The following is a 16,035-nucleotide window of genomic DNA, read 5'->3' on the forward strand; positions in this document are numbered from 1 at the left end:
CGGCGTACGGAACTGAACGCGGCGCCTGCCTTGTCCCCGACCGGACGGTGGTGGGCGCCGTGGTGCGTCCTCAGCAGGCCGGGCGGGTGGTGGGGCGCGTGGGGGCGGCCTCAGCCGGCCGGGCCGGCGGCGGTCTCAGCAGGCCGGGCCGGCGGTGGTGCGTCGTGGTGGCGGTCTCAGTCGGCCAGGTGCCCGCTGTCGTCCGGCCACACCCCGATGTGGTCCTGTTCCAGTTCCAGCATCACCCGGTCCTCCATGCCGAGGGCCGCGGTGTACTCGGCGGGCAGCTGGAGCCAGCCGGCCCGGTCCAGCGTCGCGAACTCCCGTGCCACCAGGGACTCCTGGCCCTCCGCGTCGACCTCCGTGCGGCGCAGCACCTCCGTCGAGGTACGGCCGTCACGGATCGCGACCGTACGCCGGACCTCCCCGGCGACCGCCTGGTCGTGCGTGACGATCACGATCGTCGTGCCCAGCTCCTCGTTGGCCCGGCGGAACGCCGCGAAGACCTCCGCGCCGGTCGCCGAGTCCAGCTCGCCGGTCGGCTCGTCGGCGAGCAGCACGGACGGCGAGTTGGCGAGGGCCACGGCGATCGCGACCCGCTGCTGCTGCCCGCCGGACATCTGCGGCGGACGGCGGCCGTGGCAGTCGGCGACGCCGAGCATCGCGAGCAGTTCTCGCGCCCGCTCGGCCCGCCGCTTCCCGTGGCCCCGCCCGCCCTTCAACTGCATCGGCAGCGCCACGTTCTGGGCCGCCGTCAGATAGGGGAGGAGATTGCGGGCCGTCTGCTGCCAGACGAAACCGACCACCTCACGGCGGTAGCGCAGCCGGTCCTTCGCGTTCATCGTGAGCAGATCGCGGCCCGCGACCCGCGCGGCGCCCGCGGTGGGCACGTCGAGGCCGGCCAGGATGTTCATCAAGGTCGACTTGCCGCTGCCGGAGGCGCCGACCAGAGCCGTCAACTCGCCCTCCTGGACCAGCAGATCGAGCCCCTGGAGCGCCTGCACCTCCACCCCGGCGGAGCCGCCGCGTCCAGGGGGGCCGCCCCCGGCCGACCGGCCGGAGAAGATGCGGACCAGCCGGTCGCAGGCGATCAGGGCGTCCCGCCCGTACGCGGGCCGGTCGCGGCGCGCCGCCGCCCGATGCTCCAGCTCCGCCAGGCTCGTCCGCGAGGTCGTCGCACGGGTCATCGCATGCCTCCTGTCCTGAGTTCGGTGATCGACGTACGGCGCCCCGCCCACCAGGCCTGCGCGACGGCCACCGCCCACGCCAGCAGCACCGTGCCCGCCGCGGGCAGGAGCAGCGACCACACGTCGGTACGCAGCGACGCGCCGACCACCGGCGCTCGGCCCGCCGCGGTGGCCAGCGCGAGACGTTCCAGGTCGATGCCGGGAGCGAGCAGCCGGACCGTGGCCCAGCCGGCGAGCGTCCCGCCGAAGGCCGCGAGCAGCGCCTGGGGCAGCGCGTCCAGGCCGAGCAGCCGACGGCCCTGGCGGGGCGTGAGGCCCATGGTGCGCAGCCGGGCCAGCAGCGCGGCCCGTTCCGGCGCGGACTGAAGGAGGGCGAGCAGCAGGGCGAGTACGGCGTAGCCCGCACCGGCCAGGGCGGCCGTGGTGTAGATCCGCTCGGCGCCCGCCTGCAACGGCGCATCGGAGAGCGCCGCCCGTTCCTCGCCACGCGACGTCACGGAGAGTCCCTTCCCGGCGCCGCGCACGGCCGTCCGCAGTGCCGGCGCGTCGAGTGTGGCACCGGTCGCCAGCAGCGTCGTCGGGTCGGAGTGCTTGAGGCCCGCGGCGTCGACCAGCAGGAAGTCGGCGCCGGGGGCGGCGGGGGTGCGGGAGCGTACGGCGGCGATCCGGACGGTGATGTCACCGGCGAGGGACGTGATCCGACGCGGTGCGCGGCCCAGGCGCTCCGCGAGACCGGGAGAGGCGACGGCGTTCAGCACACCCCCCGTCCGCACCCCCTGTGTCCCCTTCGGCTTCAGCACATCCGCGGGGAAGGCCCCGAGACCCGTCTGCCGGGCCAGCCGGGCGTACGACGCCGGCTCGACCCCGATCAGCGTCAGGCCCTCCTTCGCCCCGGCCCCGCCGGAGGCGAGCTCCGCCGTGCGCTCGATCCGCACGGCCGTCACCTCACGTACGCCCGCGACCTTCCGTACCGCCCCTGCCACGCCCCCCGGCAGCGGCGCCACCTCGCCAGGCCCCGCGATCCGCGCGTCCGCGCCGGTCGCCAGCAGCGCGGCCCGGTCCCGGGCGTCGGACACCCCGGCGAGCACGGAACCCCCGAACGCCGCCGTCGTCAGGGCCAGCAGCAGCGCCAGCAGCGGCAGCGCGACGCCCACCGTCGAGGAGCGGCCCGCGCGGGCCAGCGACAGGAAGCCGACCACCCCGCGCCCTCGCGCGGCCGGGCGGGCGGCCCACCGCAGGGGCAGCGGATACAGCCGTACGAGCACCAGCGCCGCGATCAGCCCGACCAGGACCGGAGCGGCGCTCACCAGCAGGTCGCCCGCGCTGGACGCGCCGCGCCGCCGCAGCGCCACGACCGAGCCGACGGCCAGCACCAGCACGGTGAGTTCGGCGACCGTGCGGCGCCTGCCAGGCCTGGCGTGGGCGAGATCGTCGCGCTCCGCGTGCGCCCGCGGCCTGCGGTGTGCCACGACCGCGCGCACCGGCAGTACGGCACAGGCGAGGAGCGCGACGGCGCACGCCCCGAGCACGGCGGGCAGGAGCCGGGCCTCGTCCACGGTGAGCACGGCGAGCAGCAGACCGGCGGCGGCCGCGGGCACCGCCACGACCGCGGTCTCGGCGAGGAGCCGTCCGGCGATCCCGCGCAGCGAGCCGCCCCGCGCGCGCAGCAGCGCGAGTTCGGTGGCCCGCCGGACGGCGACCAGCCCGCCGGCCATGACCAGGACGACGGCGGCGACCGCGCCGATCCCGAACGCCCCGACCGCCACGACGGGTGTGATCGCCGCGCGGGTCGTCGTGTAGGAGCCGACGACCGTCTCCAGATCGGTGGCGACGGTCGCGGTGCTCCCGGCGATCTCGCGCATCCGCAGCAGCTCGGGCCCCCCTTCGAGGGAGGCGATCCGGGAGACGAGCCCCGGGACGTCCTGCGCGGTGAGCCGTTCGGTGGCGGGGGCGAACCGCCAGTACAGCTCCGGCTGTCCCTGGCTGCCGAGGAGCACCGGGGCGGCGCCGGGCGCCAGCAGCAGGCCCGCGTCCCAGTAGAACTGCGGCGGGACCGGGGCGTCCGCGGCCACGCCCGGGGTGCGCAGGACCGGCTCCGCGGACCAGTAACCGCCCTGCGGACGCCGGGGCTCCACGATCCCGGTGATCCGCACGGCCAGTGGCGCGCCCCCGAAGCCGTCCACGTCGATGACGGAACCGACCCGCAGCCGCAGCGTCCGGGCGGTCGCCTCGGTCACGGCGGCCTCGACCTTCCTGGTGTCCGCCGTCACGTCCCCGGCGGCGGTGGGCAGCCGTCCGCCGCGCACGGTGGCGTGGGCGGCGAGTCCCGACTGCGCGACCAGTGTGAAACGGGGCGGCGCGTCGATCACCGGCAGCCAGGGGTTCAGTGCGACGAGGCTCTTGGAGGTCCGCACCCCGTATGACGACTCCGTGGTGTCCGCCCGCAGTGGCGCGGGCAGCCTGGCCAGCGCCGCGCGTCGGACGGCCGCGAGCGCCGGGGGCCGCACCGCCTTCTCCCGGGTGGACTGCGCGATCTCCAACCCCGGCTGCGGTGCGCTCAGTTCCACCGAGGTGGCGGCCGGGGGCGCCCCGGCGATCTCCTGCCGCAGCCCTTTCGTCTCGTACGCGTCAAGGGCCCGCGGCAGCACCGCCGCGAGGAACGCCGTGACCAGCACGAGCACTCCGAACGCGACGGCCACCCCGGGGGCGGTCCGCAGCCGCGTACGCACCCACGGCGCCACACCGCGCTCCGTGCGCTGCCTCCACCGGGCCATCTCAGCTGTCCCCCTGGTGGCGGAGCGCGACCGCCGGTTCGGCGCGGCGCACTGCCGTCGCTGCGCTGATCAGCAGGGGCAGGGCCGCGACGCCCACGAGGAGCAGCGCCACCTGGGACACCGGGAGTTCGACGAGGACACGGGGGACCGGTCGCGCGGCTCCCGGGGTCAGCACGATCAGGGGGACGACGGCGCGGGCCAGGACGGTGCCGAGGCCGAGACCGGCGAGCAGACCGGCCCCGATCAGCAGGCCCTGCTCCACGGCGACCAGCCGGGCCAGTTCCCGGCGGCCCGCGCCCAGGGCCCGGAGCACGGCGAACTCCGCGGACCGCTCGCGCCGGGAGCCCGCGGTGGAAACCGCGAAGCCGCCCGCGGCGAGGGCCGCGGCAGCCACCGCCACCGCCATCAGCGCCGCACGGGGCCCGGCGCCGAGCGGGTCGCCCAGCAGCCGGTTTGCGGCCTCGTCCCGTACGAGCACCTGGTCCGGCTCGACGTCGGGGCGGGCCCGCAGCGCGGCCGCGACCTTCGCGGCCCCGCCGGGGGCGGTGCTCAGCCACCATTCCGCGGGTGCGAGCGGAGCGCGTGCGCGCTGCGCGAACACGGCGTTCACGGCGCGCAGATCCAGCAACAACGCGCCCCCGTCCGTCGCTCCGTCCGCTGCTTGCGCCCCGCCCCCGTCCGCCGTTCCGTCCGAGGTGTCCCCGGCCCAGGCCATGCCCGTTCCGGTCGTCGGCAGCTCGCTCACCGACCGCACGATCGTCACCCGCAGCCGCTCCCCGTCCAGCGTCACGTCGATGCTCTCGCCCGGCTCGGTGCCGGCCGCGCGCAGAAAGGCCCGGGTGGCGACGGCCGCGATCCGCGCCGGGGGCGCGGCCCGCGCGGCGTCGAGGCGGACGGTGAACTCCGGCGGACCGGAGGACGACGCGTCGCTCCCGGGCGCGGCGCCCGTCCCGTACGAGACCGTCAGCGGCGCCGTCTTCGACGCGGCCGGACGCAGGGCCGTCGACGGGTACGCCGTCGCGTCCGCCGTCTCGGTCCTGCTGCCCCGCCAGCGCACCCCGGCGGGCACCGCGACCGCGCGGGCGGTCCCGTCGGGGCCCGTGGACAGCATCCGTACGACGGTGAGCCGGTGCTGTTCGGGCCCGCCCGCGGGAACCGTGCCGTCGAGCTGCAGCCCGGTCAGCCGCAGCGGCCCGGCCGGCGTGGCGCGGGCGCCCGAAGCCGACAGGTCCAGGTCGAGGGTGACCCGGTGGATCCGGCCGTCGACGGGTGTCTTCCCTGCGCTCAGCCGGTACGCGATGCCGTAGCCGTCCTCGACGACGACGGTGACCAGGGGCGCGACTCCGGAAGGGGAACGCCCCGCCTTCGCCCCCTCGCCCGTTGCCGCCGTCGTCTCGTCGGTGATCCGCAGGTCGAGCGCGAGCCGCCGGGTGCCGTCGGGCAGCGACACCGAGGGCCCGGCCGCCTTCTCCCGAGGCGCGAGATCCCGCAGCAGCCGCTCCACGGGCTCGCCGGCCAGATCGCCGCGCATCAGCATCCCCTCGGCGTGCGCCGTGTCCAGAGCGAGCACCGTCGCCCTACGGCCGCCGGAGAGGTCCGTGGTGGCGCGGCAGGCGGGAGCGGCGTCCCGTACCCCGGGCAGCGCGGCGTACAGACCGGTCTGCCCGGGGCTGCCCGGCCTGCCGTCCAGCACCCGTACGGAAGCGCCCGTCCCGAAGTCCGCCTGGTCGCCCTGCGACCGCTGCCACGACGCGCTCTGCCCGATCGCCAGCATCCCGGTCGTCACAGCCAGGACCAGCAGCAGCACCGGCCCCGCCCCGCGCAGCGGACGCCGGCTGAACTGCCAGCCCGCCAGCGCCGCCGGCAGGCCCCGCCCGCTCGCGGCGCGCCGCTCCGCGAGCCTCGCCCCCAGCGGCAGCAGCCGCAGCGTCAGCACCGTGCCCGCCAGCAGTGCCAGTGCGGGCGCCGCGACCAGCAGCGGATCGATGCCCAGATCGCCCGCCCGGTCACGGCTGAGCGCGCCGCCACCGAACGAGCCGGTCTGCCGGTCGAGTTGCCAGTACGCCACCGCCGCGATCAACAGCAGCCCCACGTCTGCCCCCGCCCGCACCGACGCCGCGCCCGCCGCGGCCCGCACCCGCCGCAGCCGCGGCGGCGCACCCGCCGTAGCGGCCAGCGCGGGCGCCACGACCGCCGCCGCGCAGCACACCGCGACCCCGGCCGCGACCAGCCACACCTGGAGCACCGGAGCGTCCCCGAGCCGCACCCCGGTCCGGTCGAGGGACGACCACCGGGCGAGCAGCCGCACCAGCGGACCGGACAACAGCGCGGCACCCACCGCCGCCGGCAGCGCCAGCAGCAGCGCCTCCAGCGCGGCGAGGCCCGTGATCCGGCGGCGCGAGGCACCCCGCGCCTTCAGCAGATCGGTCTCGCCCGCCCGCTCGGTGTCGAGCAGCCGGGCCACCAGCAGCAGCGCGTACCCGGCGAGCAGCACCAGCTGGACGGAGACGATCATCAGCGTGGACCGGGACACGAGCAGCGCGCGCCCGGTCCGGTCGAGCACGGCGGGCAGCGCCGTCCGCACGGTCGCGCCGGCTCCGAACGCCGCGTTCTCGCGCAGCACTTCGGGCTCGCGCGCCGAGGCCTCGCGCAGCGCGTCGATCCCGTCGGTGGTCAGGCTCCGGTAGTCGGCCGTCGCCACCCACCCGGTGGTGCCCGCGGAGGTGCGCGAGGCGAGGACGGACGAGTCGGCGAGCAGCGGGCCGTAGGTGGTGAAGTCGACGGTGCGCACCCCGTGACCGCCGAGGGTGTCCAGCTGCCAGTACGGATCCGCGCTGTCGGCGGCCCGGTACACGCCGGTGACCCGGACTGTCAGGGGCGCGCCGCCCAGCCGGTCGGTGAGCGCGATCCGCGCTCCGGTCCGCACCTTCAGCCGGTCGGCGGCGACTTCGGGCAGCGCGACGGGCACGGGAGCGGTGCGCGCGGCCGGGGCCAGCCCGGGCAGTGTGCCCGAGACCAGCCTGATCCGTGACCGGTCAAGGGCGGCGAAGTGGGTGAGGTCCGGCTGCCCCGCGCGGGCATCGGTGCCCTGGAGGGAGCGGGGCAGCGCGTACGGCCCCGAGCCGCGCAACGCTCGTACGGTCACCGGAAGCCCGGCGAAGGTCCGTCGCGCGCCGCGGACCGCAGCCTCCTGGGCCGCCGCCTCCCGGCCGCGGGGCACGTCGGCGCTGATGACGAGCGAGGCGGAGGTCGCGGCCGGGCCGCTCAGGTTCTGTCGGAGCGCCGCGTCCCCGACCGAGGCGGAGAACGCGGCGAGGGCGGCGAGCACCGAGGTGGTCAGCAGCACCGCGAGCAGGGCAGCGCCGAGCAGCAGCCGATGCGCCCGAACGCGCAGCAACAAGAAGCCCGTCACTCGTCCCCCACCCGATTGCCGAGCCACCCCCTCGCCAACCCGACATGAATATCATGGGGTTCCCGCTCTGGGCACATGAGTTCCATTCCGTAGGGGGTGCGTCGATGACGGAGAACACCGGCACGCGGTCCGGTGCCGCCCTCGTGGGCGAATCCGCCGACGAGCCGATGGTGCGGGTGGAGAACCTGTACCACTCGTACGGCACGGGTGCCGTGGCCGTGCACGCGCTGCGGGGGGCCTCCTTCGAGCTCCGGCGCGGTGAACTCGTCGCCCTCAAGGGCCGGTCGGGCTCCGGCAAGACGACACTGCTCCATCTGATCGGCGGCCTCGACCGCCCGGACCGCGGCCGCGTCGTCATCGACGGCACCGACCTGTCCGCACTCGGCGAGAACGAGCTGCTGGAACTGCGCCGCGAACGCATCGGCTACATCTTCCAGTCCTTCGGACTCATCCCCATCCTCACCGCGGCCGAGAACGTGGGAGTGCCGCTGCGGCTGCGCAGAGCCGACCCCCGCGAACGTGAGGAGCGCGTGGCCCTGCTGCTCGCTCTCGTGGGGCTCGCCGACCACGGGGCCCAGCGCCCGGCGGAGCTCTCCGGCGGGCAGCAGCAGCGGGTGTCCATCGCCCGCGCCCTCGCCAACCACCCGGCCCTGCTGCTCGCCGACGAGCCGACCGGACAGCTGGACGCGCAGACCGGCCTGGCGGTGATGGAACTGCTGCGGGCGGTGGTCGCCAGCGAGGGCGTCACGGCCCTGGTCGCCACGCACGACCCCCAACTCCTGGGCCTGGCGGACCGCGTGCTGGAACTGAGCGACGGCGAGGTCGTCGAGCACTGACGGCGCCCGACCGGCCGGACGCGGGGCCCGCGGCATCTCGGCGGAGGGGGAGGGGCTACGGCACCTTGTACGTCTCCCCGTACACCTTCCACTCCAGCGGCGTGCGCAGGTCCAGGTTCCCGTCGTACAGGAACATCCGCTGGGCCGTGTCGATGCGGGTCGTGTCACGGTGGGCGCTCGTGGCCTTCATCGCCGCGCGACGGACGTCGAGGAAGATGTCGAGGTAGGCCTTCTCGGAGCCGCCCTCGGCCGGGGTGTCGGCCTGGGCCATGGCCCGGGTGCGCAGGTCGTAGAAGCCGCCCGCGCCGGTGCCGGGCCCGTGCATGACCATGGCGTCGTAGTAGATGAACTGGCCCAGCGTGCCGAGGCCGTCGAGTTTGGCGCGGCGCACCGCGGGGTCGAAGTAGACGCGGTCCCGCTCGGCGTCCTGCGCCCTGCGGAAGGCGGCCACCGTGGACTCCTTGCGCCAGGCCGCGACAAAGCCCGGGCCGAGACCCTTGTGCGAGTCCGTCCCGTCGACCTTGCGCAGGGCGGGGAGGTAGCGGGCGAGGCCGTTGCCCGGGTGGTCCTTCGTGTAGCCCTCGACCAGGACGAGCAGATCGTGGGTGCCGGTGCAGAAGCCGATGAGGCCCGCCGTGTAGCCCTGGCCGTCGCCGATGTCCTCGATGTAGGCGTACGCGCTGCGCCAGTCGAGCGTGGAGTTCTCCGCGCTCGCCACGAGCTTCTGCGCCAGCTCCTTCTTGTCCGGGGCGGCGAGGCCCGCGCCCGCCGGTCGCCCGGCGTCGTGGCGCGCCCCCGCGCGCCCGGCGGCCCCGCTCGCGTCCGTGAGCCCCGGGACGAGGAAGTAGACCGCCGCCGCGACCAGGGGGAGGACCGCGAGCAGGAGGAGCCGAGCACGTTTCATGGGCTCAGCCTAGGGAGCGCTCAGGACGCTCCGCTCGTCAGCTCGGACACCTTTCCGACGGTCGTGATCACCAGCAGCGCCAGCAGCGCGACGCACGCGGCCGCTTGGACGAGCGCACGGCGGCGGTCCCGGGGCGCGTACGCGTAGGCGAGCGTGACCACGCCGCCCGCCAGGAGTCCGCCGAGGTGGCCCTGCCAGGAGGTGAGTCCCGCCGAGATGAGCAGCCACAGCAGCAGGCCCGCCACGAAACGGTTGACGGCGCTCATGTCGGCGCCCAACCGGCGGGCCATGACGTAGTAGGCGGCCCCCAGCCCGAAGATGGCACCCGACGCACCGAGCGTGGGCGTGTCCGGCGCGATCACCAGCACGAGGACCGAGCCGCCGAGCGCTGAGAGCAGATAGAGGGTGACGAAGCGGATCCGGCCGAGCTGGGCCTCCACCACCCGGCCCAGGTTCCACAGCGAGACCATGTTCATCACGATGTGCAGAATCCCGAATGTGCCCTCGGTGGGCGGCAGATGGAGGAACGCGCCGGTCAGCATCCGGTACCACTCCCCGTCGACCACGCCCTCCGGGTGGAAGTCGTAGGGGTGCTGGGCCTGCCAGACGTAGTGCCCGCCGTCGGGCCCCGCCAGCCCCGCGCCCAGCATCTCGAACCGGTCCACGATCGCCGGGCGCACCACCTCGCCCACATAGGCCAGCACGTTGAGCGCGATCAGGAGGTACGTCACCACGGGCACGGTCGAGATACGGCCGCCGAACGCCGTGCGGGCCTGCCGGACGGAACGGGCGCCCTCCTTCACGCACTCCACGCACTGGTGACCGACGGCCGCCTCGCGCATGCAGTGCGGGCAGATGTAGCGGTCGCACCGTGTGCAGCGCACATGGGACTCCACCTTGGGATGGCGATAGCAGGTGGTGACGGCGGAATCGGTGGACTCGGCGGATTCAGCGGATTGGGTTGACTCGGTGGATTCAGTGGATTCGGATTCCACGACCGGCTCCTCGCGGGTACGGAGATCAGGGGGACGATGAGCCGGTGGGGTCGGCGGCGAACAAAATAGCGAACGCCCATGTGGGAGGGGGACGGCAGGGGCTGCCGGTGCCGTAATCTCGGCGTTTCCGCAACCCTCGCGCGATGGGAGCCCCGCATGGCCGGAATCAGCCTCACCAAGGTGGAGGAGACCGCGCCCGCACTGGTCAGCCTGTACAAGAGCGCCGGTGTCTCCCTCGCCAAGCACGGGCTGAGCGGACAGCGGGCCGCGGTGTACCTGGTCGTCGACTACTCCGGGTCGATGAAGCCGTACTACAAGGACGGCAGCGTGCAGGCGCTGGCGGACCGGGTGCTCGGCCTGTCGGCGCACCTCGACGACGACGGCACCGTCCCTGTCGTCTTCTTCTCCACGGACATCGACGCGGTCACGGACATCGCGCTCGACAACCACCAGGGCCGGGTGGAGAAGATCGTGGCCGGGCTCGGCCACATGGGGAAGACCAGTTATCACCTGGCCATGGACGCGGTCATCGACCACTACCTCGAGGGCGGCTCCGAGGCCCCGGCCCTGGTCGTCTTCCAGACCGACGGCGGTCCCATCAACAAGCTCGCCGCCGAACGGTACTTGTGCAAGGCGGCGAAGCTTCCGCTGTTCTGGCAGTTCATAGGGTTCGGTGACCCGGACAGCAAGCAGTTCGAGTTCTTGCGCAAACTCGACGAGCTGCCGGTGCCGCAGCGGCGGGTCGTCGACAACGCCGGCTTCTTCCACGCCGGTTCGCAGCCTGGGAAGCTCTCCGACGCCGAGCTGTACGACCGGATCGTGGGCGACTTCCCCCAGTGGCTGACGGCCGCGCGCGAGCGGGGGATCGTCCGGTGACCGTGCGTGTCCTGCCGGCCGCCGGGCGGGTCGCCGTGCCCTGGAAGAACGGTGGCGGGGTGACGCGCGAGATCGTCGCCCGGCCCGAGGGCGCGGACACGGGGGACTTCGAGTGGCGGGTGAGCCTGGCCGACGTGGGCGGCGACGGGCCCTTCTCGGCGTTCGCCGACGTGGACCGGATCCTCACCATGGTCGCGGGGGAGGGGATGGACCTGACCGTCGGCGGCGAACACCGCCGGGTCGACACGCGGTTCGTCCCACAGCGCTTCCCCGGTGATCTGCCGACCGGCTGCCGCCTCCTCGGGGGGCCGGTCGTCAACCTCAACGTCATGTGGCACAGGGGCGCCGCCGTGACCCCCACCGTCATGGTCACCGCTCCCCGGCGGTCCCTCGCCCTTCCGGCGGGGCCGGCCGTCCTGATCGTCGCCCTTGACGGCACCGCCGAGGTGGCCGGGGTGGCCCTCGGGCGCCACGACGCGGTGCTCCTGGCCAACGAGAGATCAACACTCCACGCAACCGCCCACACCGCCGTGGTCACCCTCACGCCGAGCGGCTGAGCACCGAACCGAGTCCTCGCCCCCGCCGCCCCTACCCGTCCCATCCCCACCCGGGGGCTCCGCCCCCAAACCCCCAACCGCCCCAAGCGGCCTCGTCCTCAAACGCCGGACGGGCTGAAGACGAGGGCCGGCCGGGGTGCTCGGGTCATCGGCCTCCGGCCTCGTCCTCAATCGCCGGACGGGCTGAAGGATGAGGGCCGGGCTGGGCGGGACGCGACCCTCAAACCCCGACCGCCCGAGGCCTTTGGGGGCGCGGGGAACTGCGCGCTCGGCCCCCACCGGCCGTCGGCCGAGCGACTGCGGGCGGGCTGGGTGTTTTGGGGGCGCGGGGAACTGCGCGCTCGGCCCCCGCCGGCCGTCGGTCGAGCGACTGCGGGTGGGCTGGGTGTTTTGGGGGCGCGGGGAACTGCGCGCTCAGCCCCCGCCGGCCGTCGGTCGAGCGACTGCGGGTGGGCTGGGTGTTTTGGGGGCGCGGGGAACTGCGCGCTCAGCCCCCGCCGGCTGTCGGCCGAGCGCCTGCGGGCGGCCTGGGGTGTTTTGGGGGCGCGGGGAACTGCGCGATCGGTCGCCACCCGGCCGCAGGTCGAGAGCCCACCCGGGGGGCTGGGGGCGGAGCACCCAGGGATGGGACGGGTAGGGGCGGCGGGGGCGAGAGACAGGTCGGGGGTGACGCGCCGTTGGCTTCGGGGAGGTGTCGTGCCACCCTGGTGGGCCGAGGGGGTGGCCCATGGACGCGGGAGAGATCAACTCCGGTCGGGGGCAAGGGACTTCACGTACGGAGCGAAGGGGCGAGACGCCGCGAGGCGAACGCCTCGCAGACTGGGCCGACGGCCGGCTGGGCCTCTACGCACTGGCCAAGGCCAACATGCGCAAGGTCTTCCCGGACCACTGGTCCTTCATGCTCGGCGAGGTCTGCCTCTACAGCTTCCTGATCCTGATCCTGACCGGCGTCTACCTCACGCTCTTCTTCGAACCGAGCGCCTCCGAGGTCGTCTACCACGGCCCGTACGAGCCGCTCAACGGCATCCTCATGACCCGCGCCTACGAGTCCACCCTCCACATCAGCTTCGAGGTCCGCGGCGGACTCCTGGTCCGGCAGATCCACCACTGGGCGGCGATCGTCTTCCTCGCCGGCATGCTCGTGCACATGATGCGCGTCTTCTTCACCGGCGCGTTCCGCAAGCCCCGCGAGGTCAACTGGCTCTTCGGCTGGACCTTGTTGATGCTCGGCCTGATCACCGGCCTGACCGGCTACTCGCTCCCCGACGACCTGCTCTCCGGCACCGGCGTCCGCTTCGCCCAGGGCGCGATCCTGTCGGTCCCGATCGTGGGAACGTACCTCTCCTTCTTCCTCTTCGGAGGCGAGTTCCCGGGCCACGACATCATTCCGCGCTTCTTCCCGATCCACGTCCTCCTGCTGCCGGGCATCATGCTGGGCCTGGTGGTCGCCCATCTGATCCTGGTCTTCTACCACAAGCACACGCAGTACCCGGGGCCCGGACGCGACCAGAAGTCCGTCGTCGGGATGCCGTTCATGCCGGTCTACATGGCCAAGGCGGGCGGGTTCTTCTTCCTCGTCTTCGGGGTGCTGTCGCTGATGGGGGCGATCGCGACCATCAACCCCGTCTGGGCCTTCGGCCCCTACCGGCCGGACCTGGTGACGACCGGCGCACAGCCCGACTGGTACCTCGGCTTCTCCGAGGGGCTCATCCGGGTGATGCCGGGATGGGAGATCAACGCCTGGGGCCACACCCTCCAACTGGGTGTGTTCATCCCCTTCTCCCTCTTCCCGCTGATCATGACCGCCATCGCCGTCTACCCGTTCATCGAGGCGTGGATCACCGGGGACAGACGAGAACACCACATCCTGGACCGGCCGCGCAACGTCCCCACCCGCACCGGGCTCGGCGTCGCCTGGCTGACGCTGTACGGAGTGCTGCTGGTCGGCGGTGGCAACGACCTGTGGGCCACCCACTTCCACCTCTCCATCAACGCCATCACCTGGTTCGTACGGGTCTCCTTCTTCGTCGCCCCGGCCCTCGCCTTCGTCGTCACACGCCGGATCTGCATGGGACTCCAGCGACGGGACCGCGACAAGGTGCTGCACGGAAGGGAGTCCGGGATCATCCGGATGCTTCCGCACGGCGAGTACGTCGAGGTGCACGAACCGCTCACACCGGCGCAGCGGTTCACGCTCACCCAGCACGAGCAGCCCCCGCCGTACGAGGTGGGACCGCTCGTGGACGCGAACGGCGTCGCCCGCCGGGTCGGCCCCGGCCGCAGGCTGCGCGCCCGGCTCGCCCGCGCCATGTACGGGCCCGACACCCAGATCCCGAAGCCGACACCGGAGGAGTACCGGGAACTCACCAGCGGCGATCACCACCACTGAGCACCGCGGCCCGGCACTCGGCCGCGGTGCCCCACGCGGTGCGCAGGGCACGGGCCTTGGCCAGCCACAGCGACAGGTCGTACTCCGCGGTGTAGCCGATGGCGCCGTGCAGCTGGAGCGCCGTGCGCGCGGTGGCGTACGCGGCCTCGCAGGCCGTGACCTTGGCCGCGGCCACATCGGCGGGCGACATCGTCAGGGCCGCGCCGAACAGCAGCGGCCGCGCGAACTCCAGGCCGATCTTCGCGTCGGCGAGGCGATGCTTCACCGCCTGGAACGAGCCGACGGGGACACCGAACTGGGTGCGCTGCCTGACGTACGCGACGGTCCGGTCAAGGAGCGCGAGACCGACGCCGAGCGCCTGGGCGGCGGTGGCGAGCCGGGCCCAGACAAGGGCACGGGCGACGGGCGGGGCGGTGGCGAGGAGTTCACCGCCCGGTGACAGGGGTGTGAGGCGGCGGGCGGGGTCCAGGCAGGCGCGTACCGGGCCGTGGCCGGGTGCCAGACGCAGTGCGTTGGCGGCCAGGGCGAGGCGGATGCTCGCCGCGTCGCCGTCCAGCGCGTACGCCCCGTCGAGGGCCAGCGTCGCCGACGCCTCGCCCGAGGCCAGCGACGGGAGCAGCCGCCCGGCGGGGAGGGGGTCCGCCAGCTCGGCCAGCAGGGCGGCCGCCGCGACCGTCTCCACCAGCGGGCCGGGCACCGCGTGCCGTCCCAACTCGACGAAACCCACGGCCAGTTCCACCGGACGCGGACCCATCCCCTCGTACGCCTCCGGCACCGCGAGCGCGAACACGCCCGCCTTCGCGATACGGGACCACAGCGCGCGCCCGCCGCCGAGGTCGCCGCGGCTCCAGTCCCGTACGACCGACGGGGTGTCCGCGGCCGTCAGCATCGCGTCCAGCGAGTCGGCGAACGCCCGCTGCTCGGCGTCGAGGAGGAAGCGCATCAGCGGCGGCCCTTCGGGAGGCCGAGCAGACGCTCGGCGATGATGTCGCGCTGGATCTCGTTGGTGCCGGCGTAGATCGGACCGGCGAGCGAGAAGACGTACCCCTCGGACCAGTCCGTGTCCGCCGACTCGCCCTCCGGGCCGAGGAGATCGAGGGCCGTCTCGTGCAGCGCGATGTCGTACTCGGACCAGAAGACCTTGTTCAGGCTGGACTCCGGGCCCATGGCCGCGCCGTCGAGGAAGCGGGAGGCATGGGCGTAGGTGAAGAGCTGGTAGGCGCGGGCGCCGATCACCGCGTCGGCCACCCGGTCGCGCAGCGCCGTGTCCGAAGGGTCGGCGTGGCCGCGCCACAGGGCCACCAGGCGGTCCGCGGCGGCGAGGAAGCGGCCCGGTGAACGCAGCGTCAGTCCTCGCTCGTTGCCCGCCGTCGACATGGCGACCCGCCAGCCCCCGCCCGGCTCGCCGATCACGTCCTCGTCCGGGACGAACGCCTCGTCGAGGAAGACCTCGGCGAAGGCCGGTCTGCCGTCCAGGCGGCCGATGGGGCGCACGGTGACCCCGGGCGCGCGCAGGTCGAACATCAGATAGGTCAGGCCCTGATGAGGCCTCGGCGTGTCCGGCTCACTGCGGAAGAGGCCGAACGCGCGGTCGGCGAAGGCGGCCCGCGACGACCACGTCTTCTGCCCGCTCAGCAGCCAGCCCCCCTCCGCGCGCACCGCGCGCGAGGTGAGCGAGGCCAGGTCGGACCCCGCTTCCGGCTCGGACCACGCCTGCGCCCAGACGATCTCCCCGGTGGCCATGGAGGGCAGGATCCGGGCGCGCTGTTCCTGCGTGCCGTGGTCGAAGAGGGTGGGCGCCAGGAGGTTGATGCCGTTCTGGCCGACCCGGCCCGGCGCGGCCGCCGCGTAGTACTCCTCCTCGAACACCAGCCAGCGCACGATGTCCGCGCCCCGGCCGCCGTACACCTCCGGCCAGGACACCACCGACCAGCGGTCCGCGGCGAGTTCGGCCTCCCACACGCGGTGCGCCGCGAAGCCCTCCTCGGTCTCCAGGGACGGAAGGGGCGTCCGTGGCACATGGGCAGCGAGCCAGGTCCGGGCCTCGGCGCGGAAGGCCTCGTCGGCGGGGGAGAGGGTCAGATCCATCGGCAGCACCTTCCCTA

General features: G+C 74.1%; 11 protein-coding genes. 4 read left to right on the plus strand and 7 right to left on the minus strand.

Annotated features, from left to right (window positions below; genetic code table 11):
• Positions 1–176: 176 nt before the first annotated feature.
• Genes ACIQTP_RS22225 through ACIQTP_RS22235 form a run of 3 tightly spaced genes read right to left on the minus strand, consistent with a single transcriptional unit; the run spans position 177 to position 7,373 of the window.
• Positions 177–1,187, minus strand: a complete 1,011-nt coding sequence (locus tag ACIQTP_RS22225; RefSeq protein ID WP_403402057.1) for an ABC transporter ATP-binding protein — start codon at positions 1,185–1,187, stop codon at positions 177–179.
• A complete protein-coding gene (locus ACIQTP_RS22230) occupies positions 1,184–3,961 on the minus strand; it encodes an ABC transporter permease (protein ID WP_403402059.1) in 2,778 nt (925 codons plus the stop codon). Before ACIQTP_RS22230 ends, ACIQTP_RS22225 begins: the two co-directional genes overlap by 4 nt.
• 1 nt (position 3,962) lies before the next feature.
• Positions 3,963–7,373: an FtsX-like permease family protein gene (locus tag ACIQTP_RS22235; protein ID WP_403402060.1), complete on the minus strand. Its 3,411-nt coding sequence runs from the start codon at positions 7,371–7,373 to the stop codon at positions 3,963–3,965.
• 104 nt (positions 7,374–7,477) lie between these two features.
• Here ACIQTP_RS22235 and ACIQTP_RS22240 point away from each other — a divergent pair, with 104 nt between their 5' ends.
• Positions 7,478–8,209: an ABC transporter ATP-binding protein gene (locus ACIQTP_RS22240; protein ID WP_403402062.1), complete on the plus strand. Its 732-nt coding sequence runs from the start codon at positions 7,478–7,480 to the stop codon at positions 8,207–8,209.
• Positions 8,210–8,264: 55 nt separating this feature from the next.
• Here the strand turns inward: ACIQTP_RS22240 and ACIQTP_RS22245 are convergent, their stop codons facing one another.
• Together ACIQTP_RS22245 and ACIQTP_RS22250 are read right to left on the minus strand one after the other, a co-directional pair.
• Positions 8,265–9,113 (minus strand): chitosanase, encoded by an 849-nt coding sequence (locus tag ACIQTP_RS22245; RefSeq protein ID WP_403402064.1) that lies wholly within the window; start codon positions 9,111–9,113, stop codon positions 8,265–8,267.
• Positions 9,114–9,133: 20 nt separating this feature from the next.
• Positions 9,134–10,009 (minus strand): rhomboid family intramembrane serine protease, encoded by an 876-nt coding sequence (locus ACIQTP_RS22250; RefSeq protein WP_403402728.1) that lies wholly within the window; start codon positions 10,007–10,009, stop codon positions 9,134–9,136.
• 255 nt (positions 10,010–10,264) lie between these two features.
• Between ACIQTP_RS22250 and ACIQTP_RS22255 the strand changes: the two genes are divergently transcribed.
• The 3 genes from ACIQTP_RS22255 (at position 10,265) to ACIQTP_RS22265 (ending at position 13,930) form a co-directional block, all read left to right on the plus strand.
• A complete protein-coding gene (locus ACIQTP_RS22255) occupies positions 10,265–10,984 on the plus strand; it encodes a vWA domain-containing protein (RefSeq protein ID WP_403402066.1) in 720 nt (239 codons plus the stop codon).
• Complete coding sequence (locus ACIQTP_RS22260) at positions 10,981–11,541, plus strand: HutD family protein (RefSeq protein ID WP_403402067.1); 561 nt, start codon at positions 10,981–10,983, stop codon at positions 11,539–11,541. The genes ACIQTP_RS22255 and ACIQTP_RS22260 overlap by 4 nt, the downstream gene beginning before the upstream one ends.
• Positions 11,542–12,268: 727 nt before the next feature.
• Positions 12,269–13,930, plus strand: a complete 1,662-nt coding sequence (locus ACIQTP_RS22265) for a cytochrome bc complex cytochrome b subunit (RefSeq protein WP_403402069.1) — start codon at positions 12,269–12,271, stop codon at positions 13,928–13,930.
• Here the strand turns inward: ACIQTP_RS22265 and ACIQTP_RS22270 are convergent.
• Together ACIQTP_RS22270 and ACIQTP_RS22275 are read right to left on the minus strand one after the other, a co-directional pair.
• Entirely contained in the window at positions 13,905–14,873 is a 969-nt protein-coding gene (locus ACIQTP_RS22270) for an acyl-CoA dehydrogenase family protein (RefSeq protein WP_403402071.1), read from the minus strand. The two genes, ACIQTP_RS22265 and ACIQTP_RS22270, sit on opposite strands and share 26 nt — an antisense overlap.
• The gene (locus tag ACIQTP_RS22275) at positions 14,873–16,018 is read right to left on the minus strand and encodes an acyl-CoA dehydrogenase family protein (protein ID WP_403402073.1); all 1,146 of its coding nucleotides are present in this window, start codon (positions 16,016–16,018) and stop codon (positions 14,873–14,875) included. The genes ACIQTP_RS22270 and ACIQTP_RS22275 overlap by 1 nt, the downstream gene beginning before the upstream one ends.
• Positions 16,019–16,035 lie beyond the last annotated feature (17 nt).

This window comes from Streptomyces sp. NPDC090798 (assembly GCF_044768965.1).
Lineage (GTDB): Bacteria > Actinomycetota > Actinomycetes > Streptomycetales > Streptomycetaceae > Streptomyces.

Bases quoted from the DNA above. Each gene is read 5' to 3' on its own strand.
- ACIQTP_RS22275 (WP_403402073.1), bottom strand. From the start codon at position 16,018: ATGGATCTGACCCTCTCCCCCGCCGACGAGGCCTTCCGCGCCGAGGCC.
- ACIQTP_RS22270 (WP_403402071.1), bottom strand. From the start codon at position 14,873: ATGCGCTTCCTCCTCGACGCCGAGCAGCGGGCGTTCGCCGACTCGCTG.
- ACIQTP_RS22255 (WP_403402066.1), top strand. From the start codon at position 10,265: ATGGCCGGAATCAGCCTCACCAAGGTGGAGGAGACCGCGCCCGCACTG.
- ACIQTP_RS22245 (WP_403402064.1), bottom strand. From the start codon at position 9,113: ATGAAACGTGCTCGGCTCCTCCTGCTCGCGGTCCTCCCCCTGGTCGCG.
- ACIQTP_RS22225 (WP_403402057.1), bottom strand. From the start codon at position 1,187: ATGACCCGTGCGACGACCTCGCGGACGAGCCTGGCGGAGCTGGAGCAT.
- ACIQTP_RS22240 (WP_403402062.1), top strand. From the start codon at position 7,478: ATGACGGAGAACACCGGCACGCGGTCCGGTGCCGCCCTCGTGGGCGAA.
- ACIQTP_RS22265 (WP_403402069.1), top strand. From the start codon at position 12,269: ATGGACGCGGGAGAGATCAACTCCGGTCGGGGGCAAGGGACTTCACGT.
- ACIQTP_RS22230 (WP_403402059.1), bottom strand. From the start codon at position 3,961: ATGGCCCGGTGGAGGCAGCGCACGGAGCGCGGTGTGGCGCCGTGGGTG.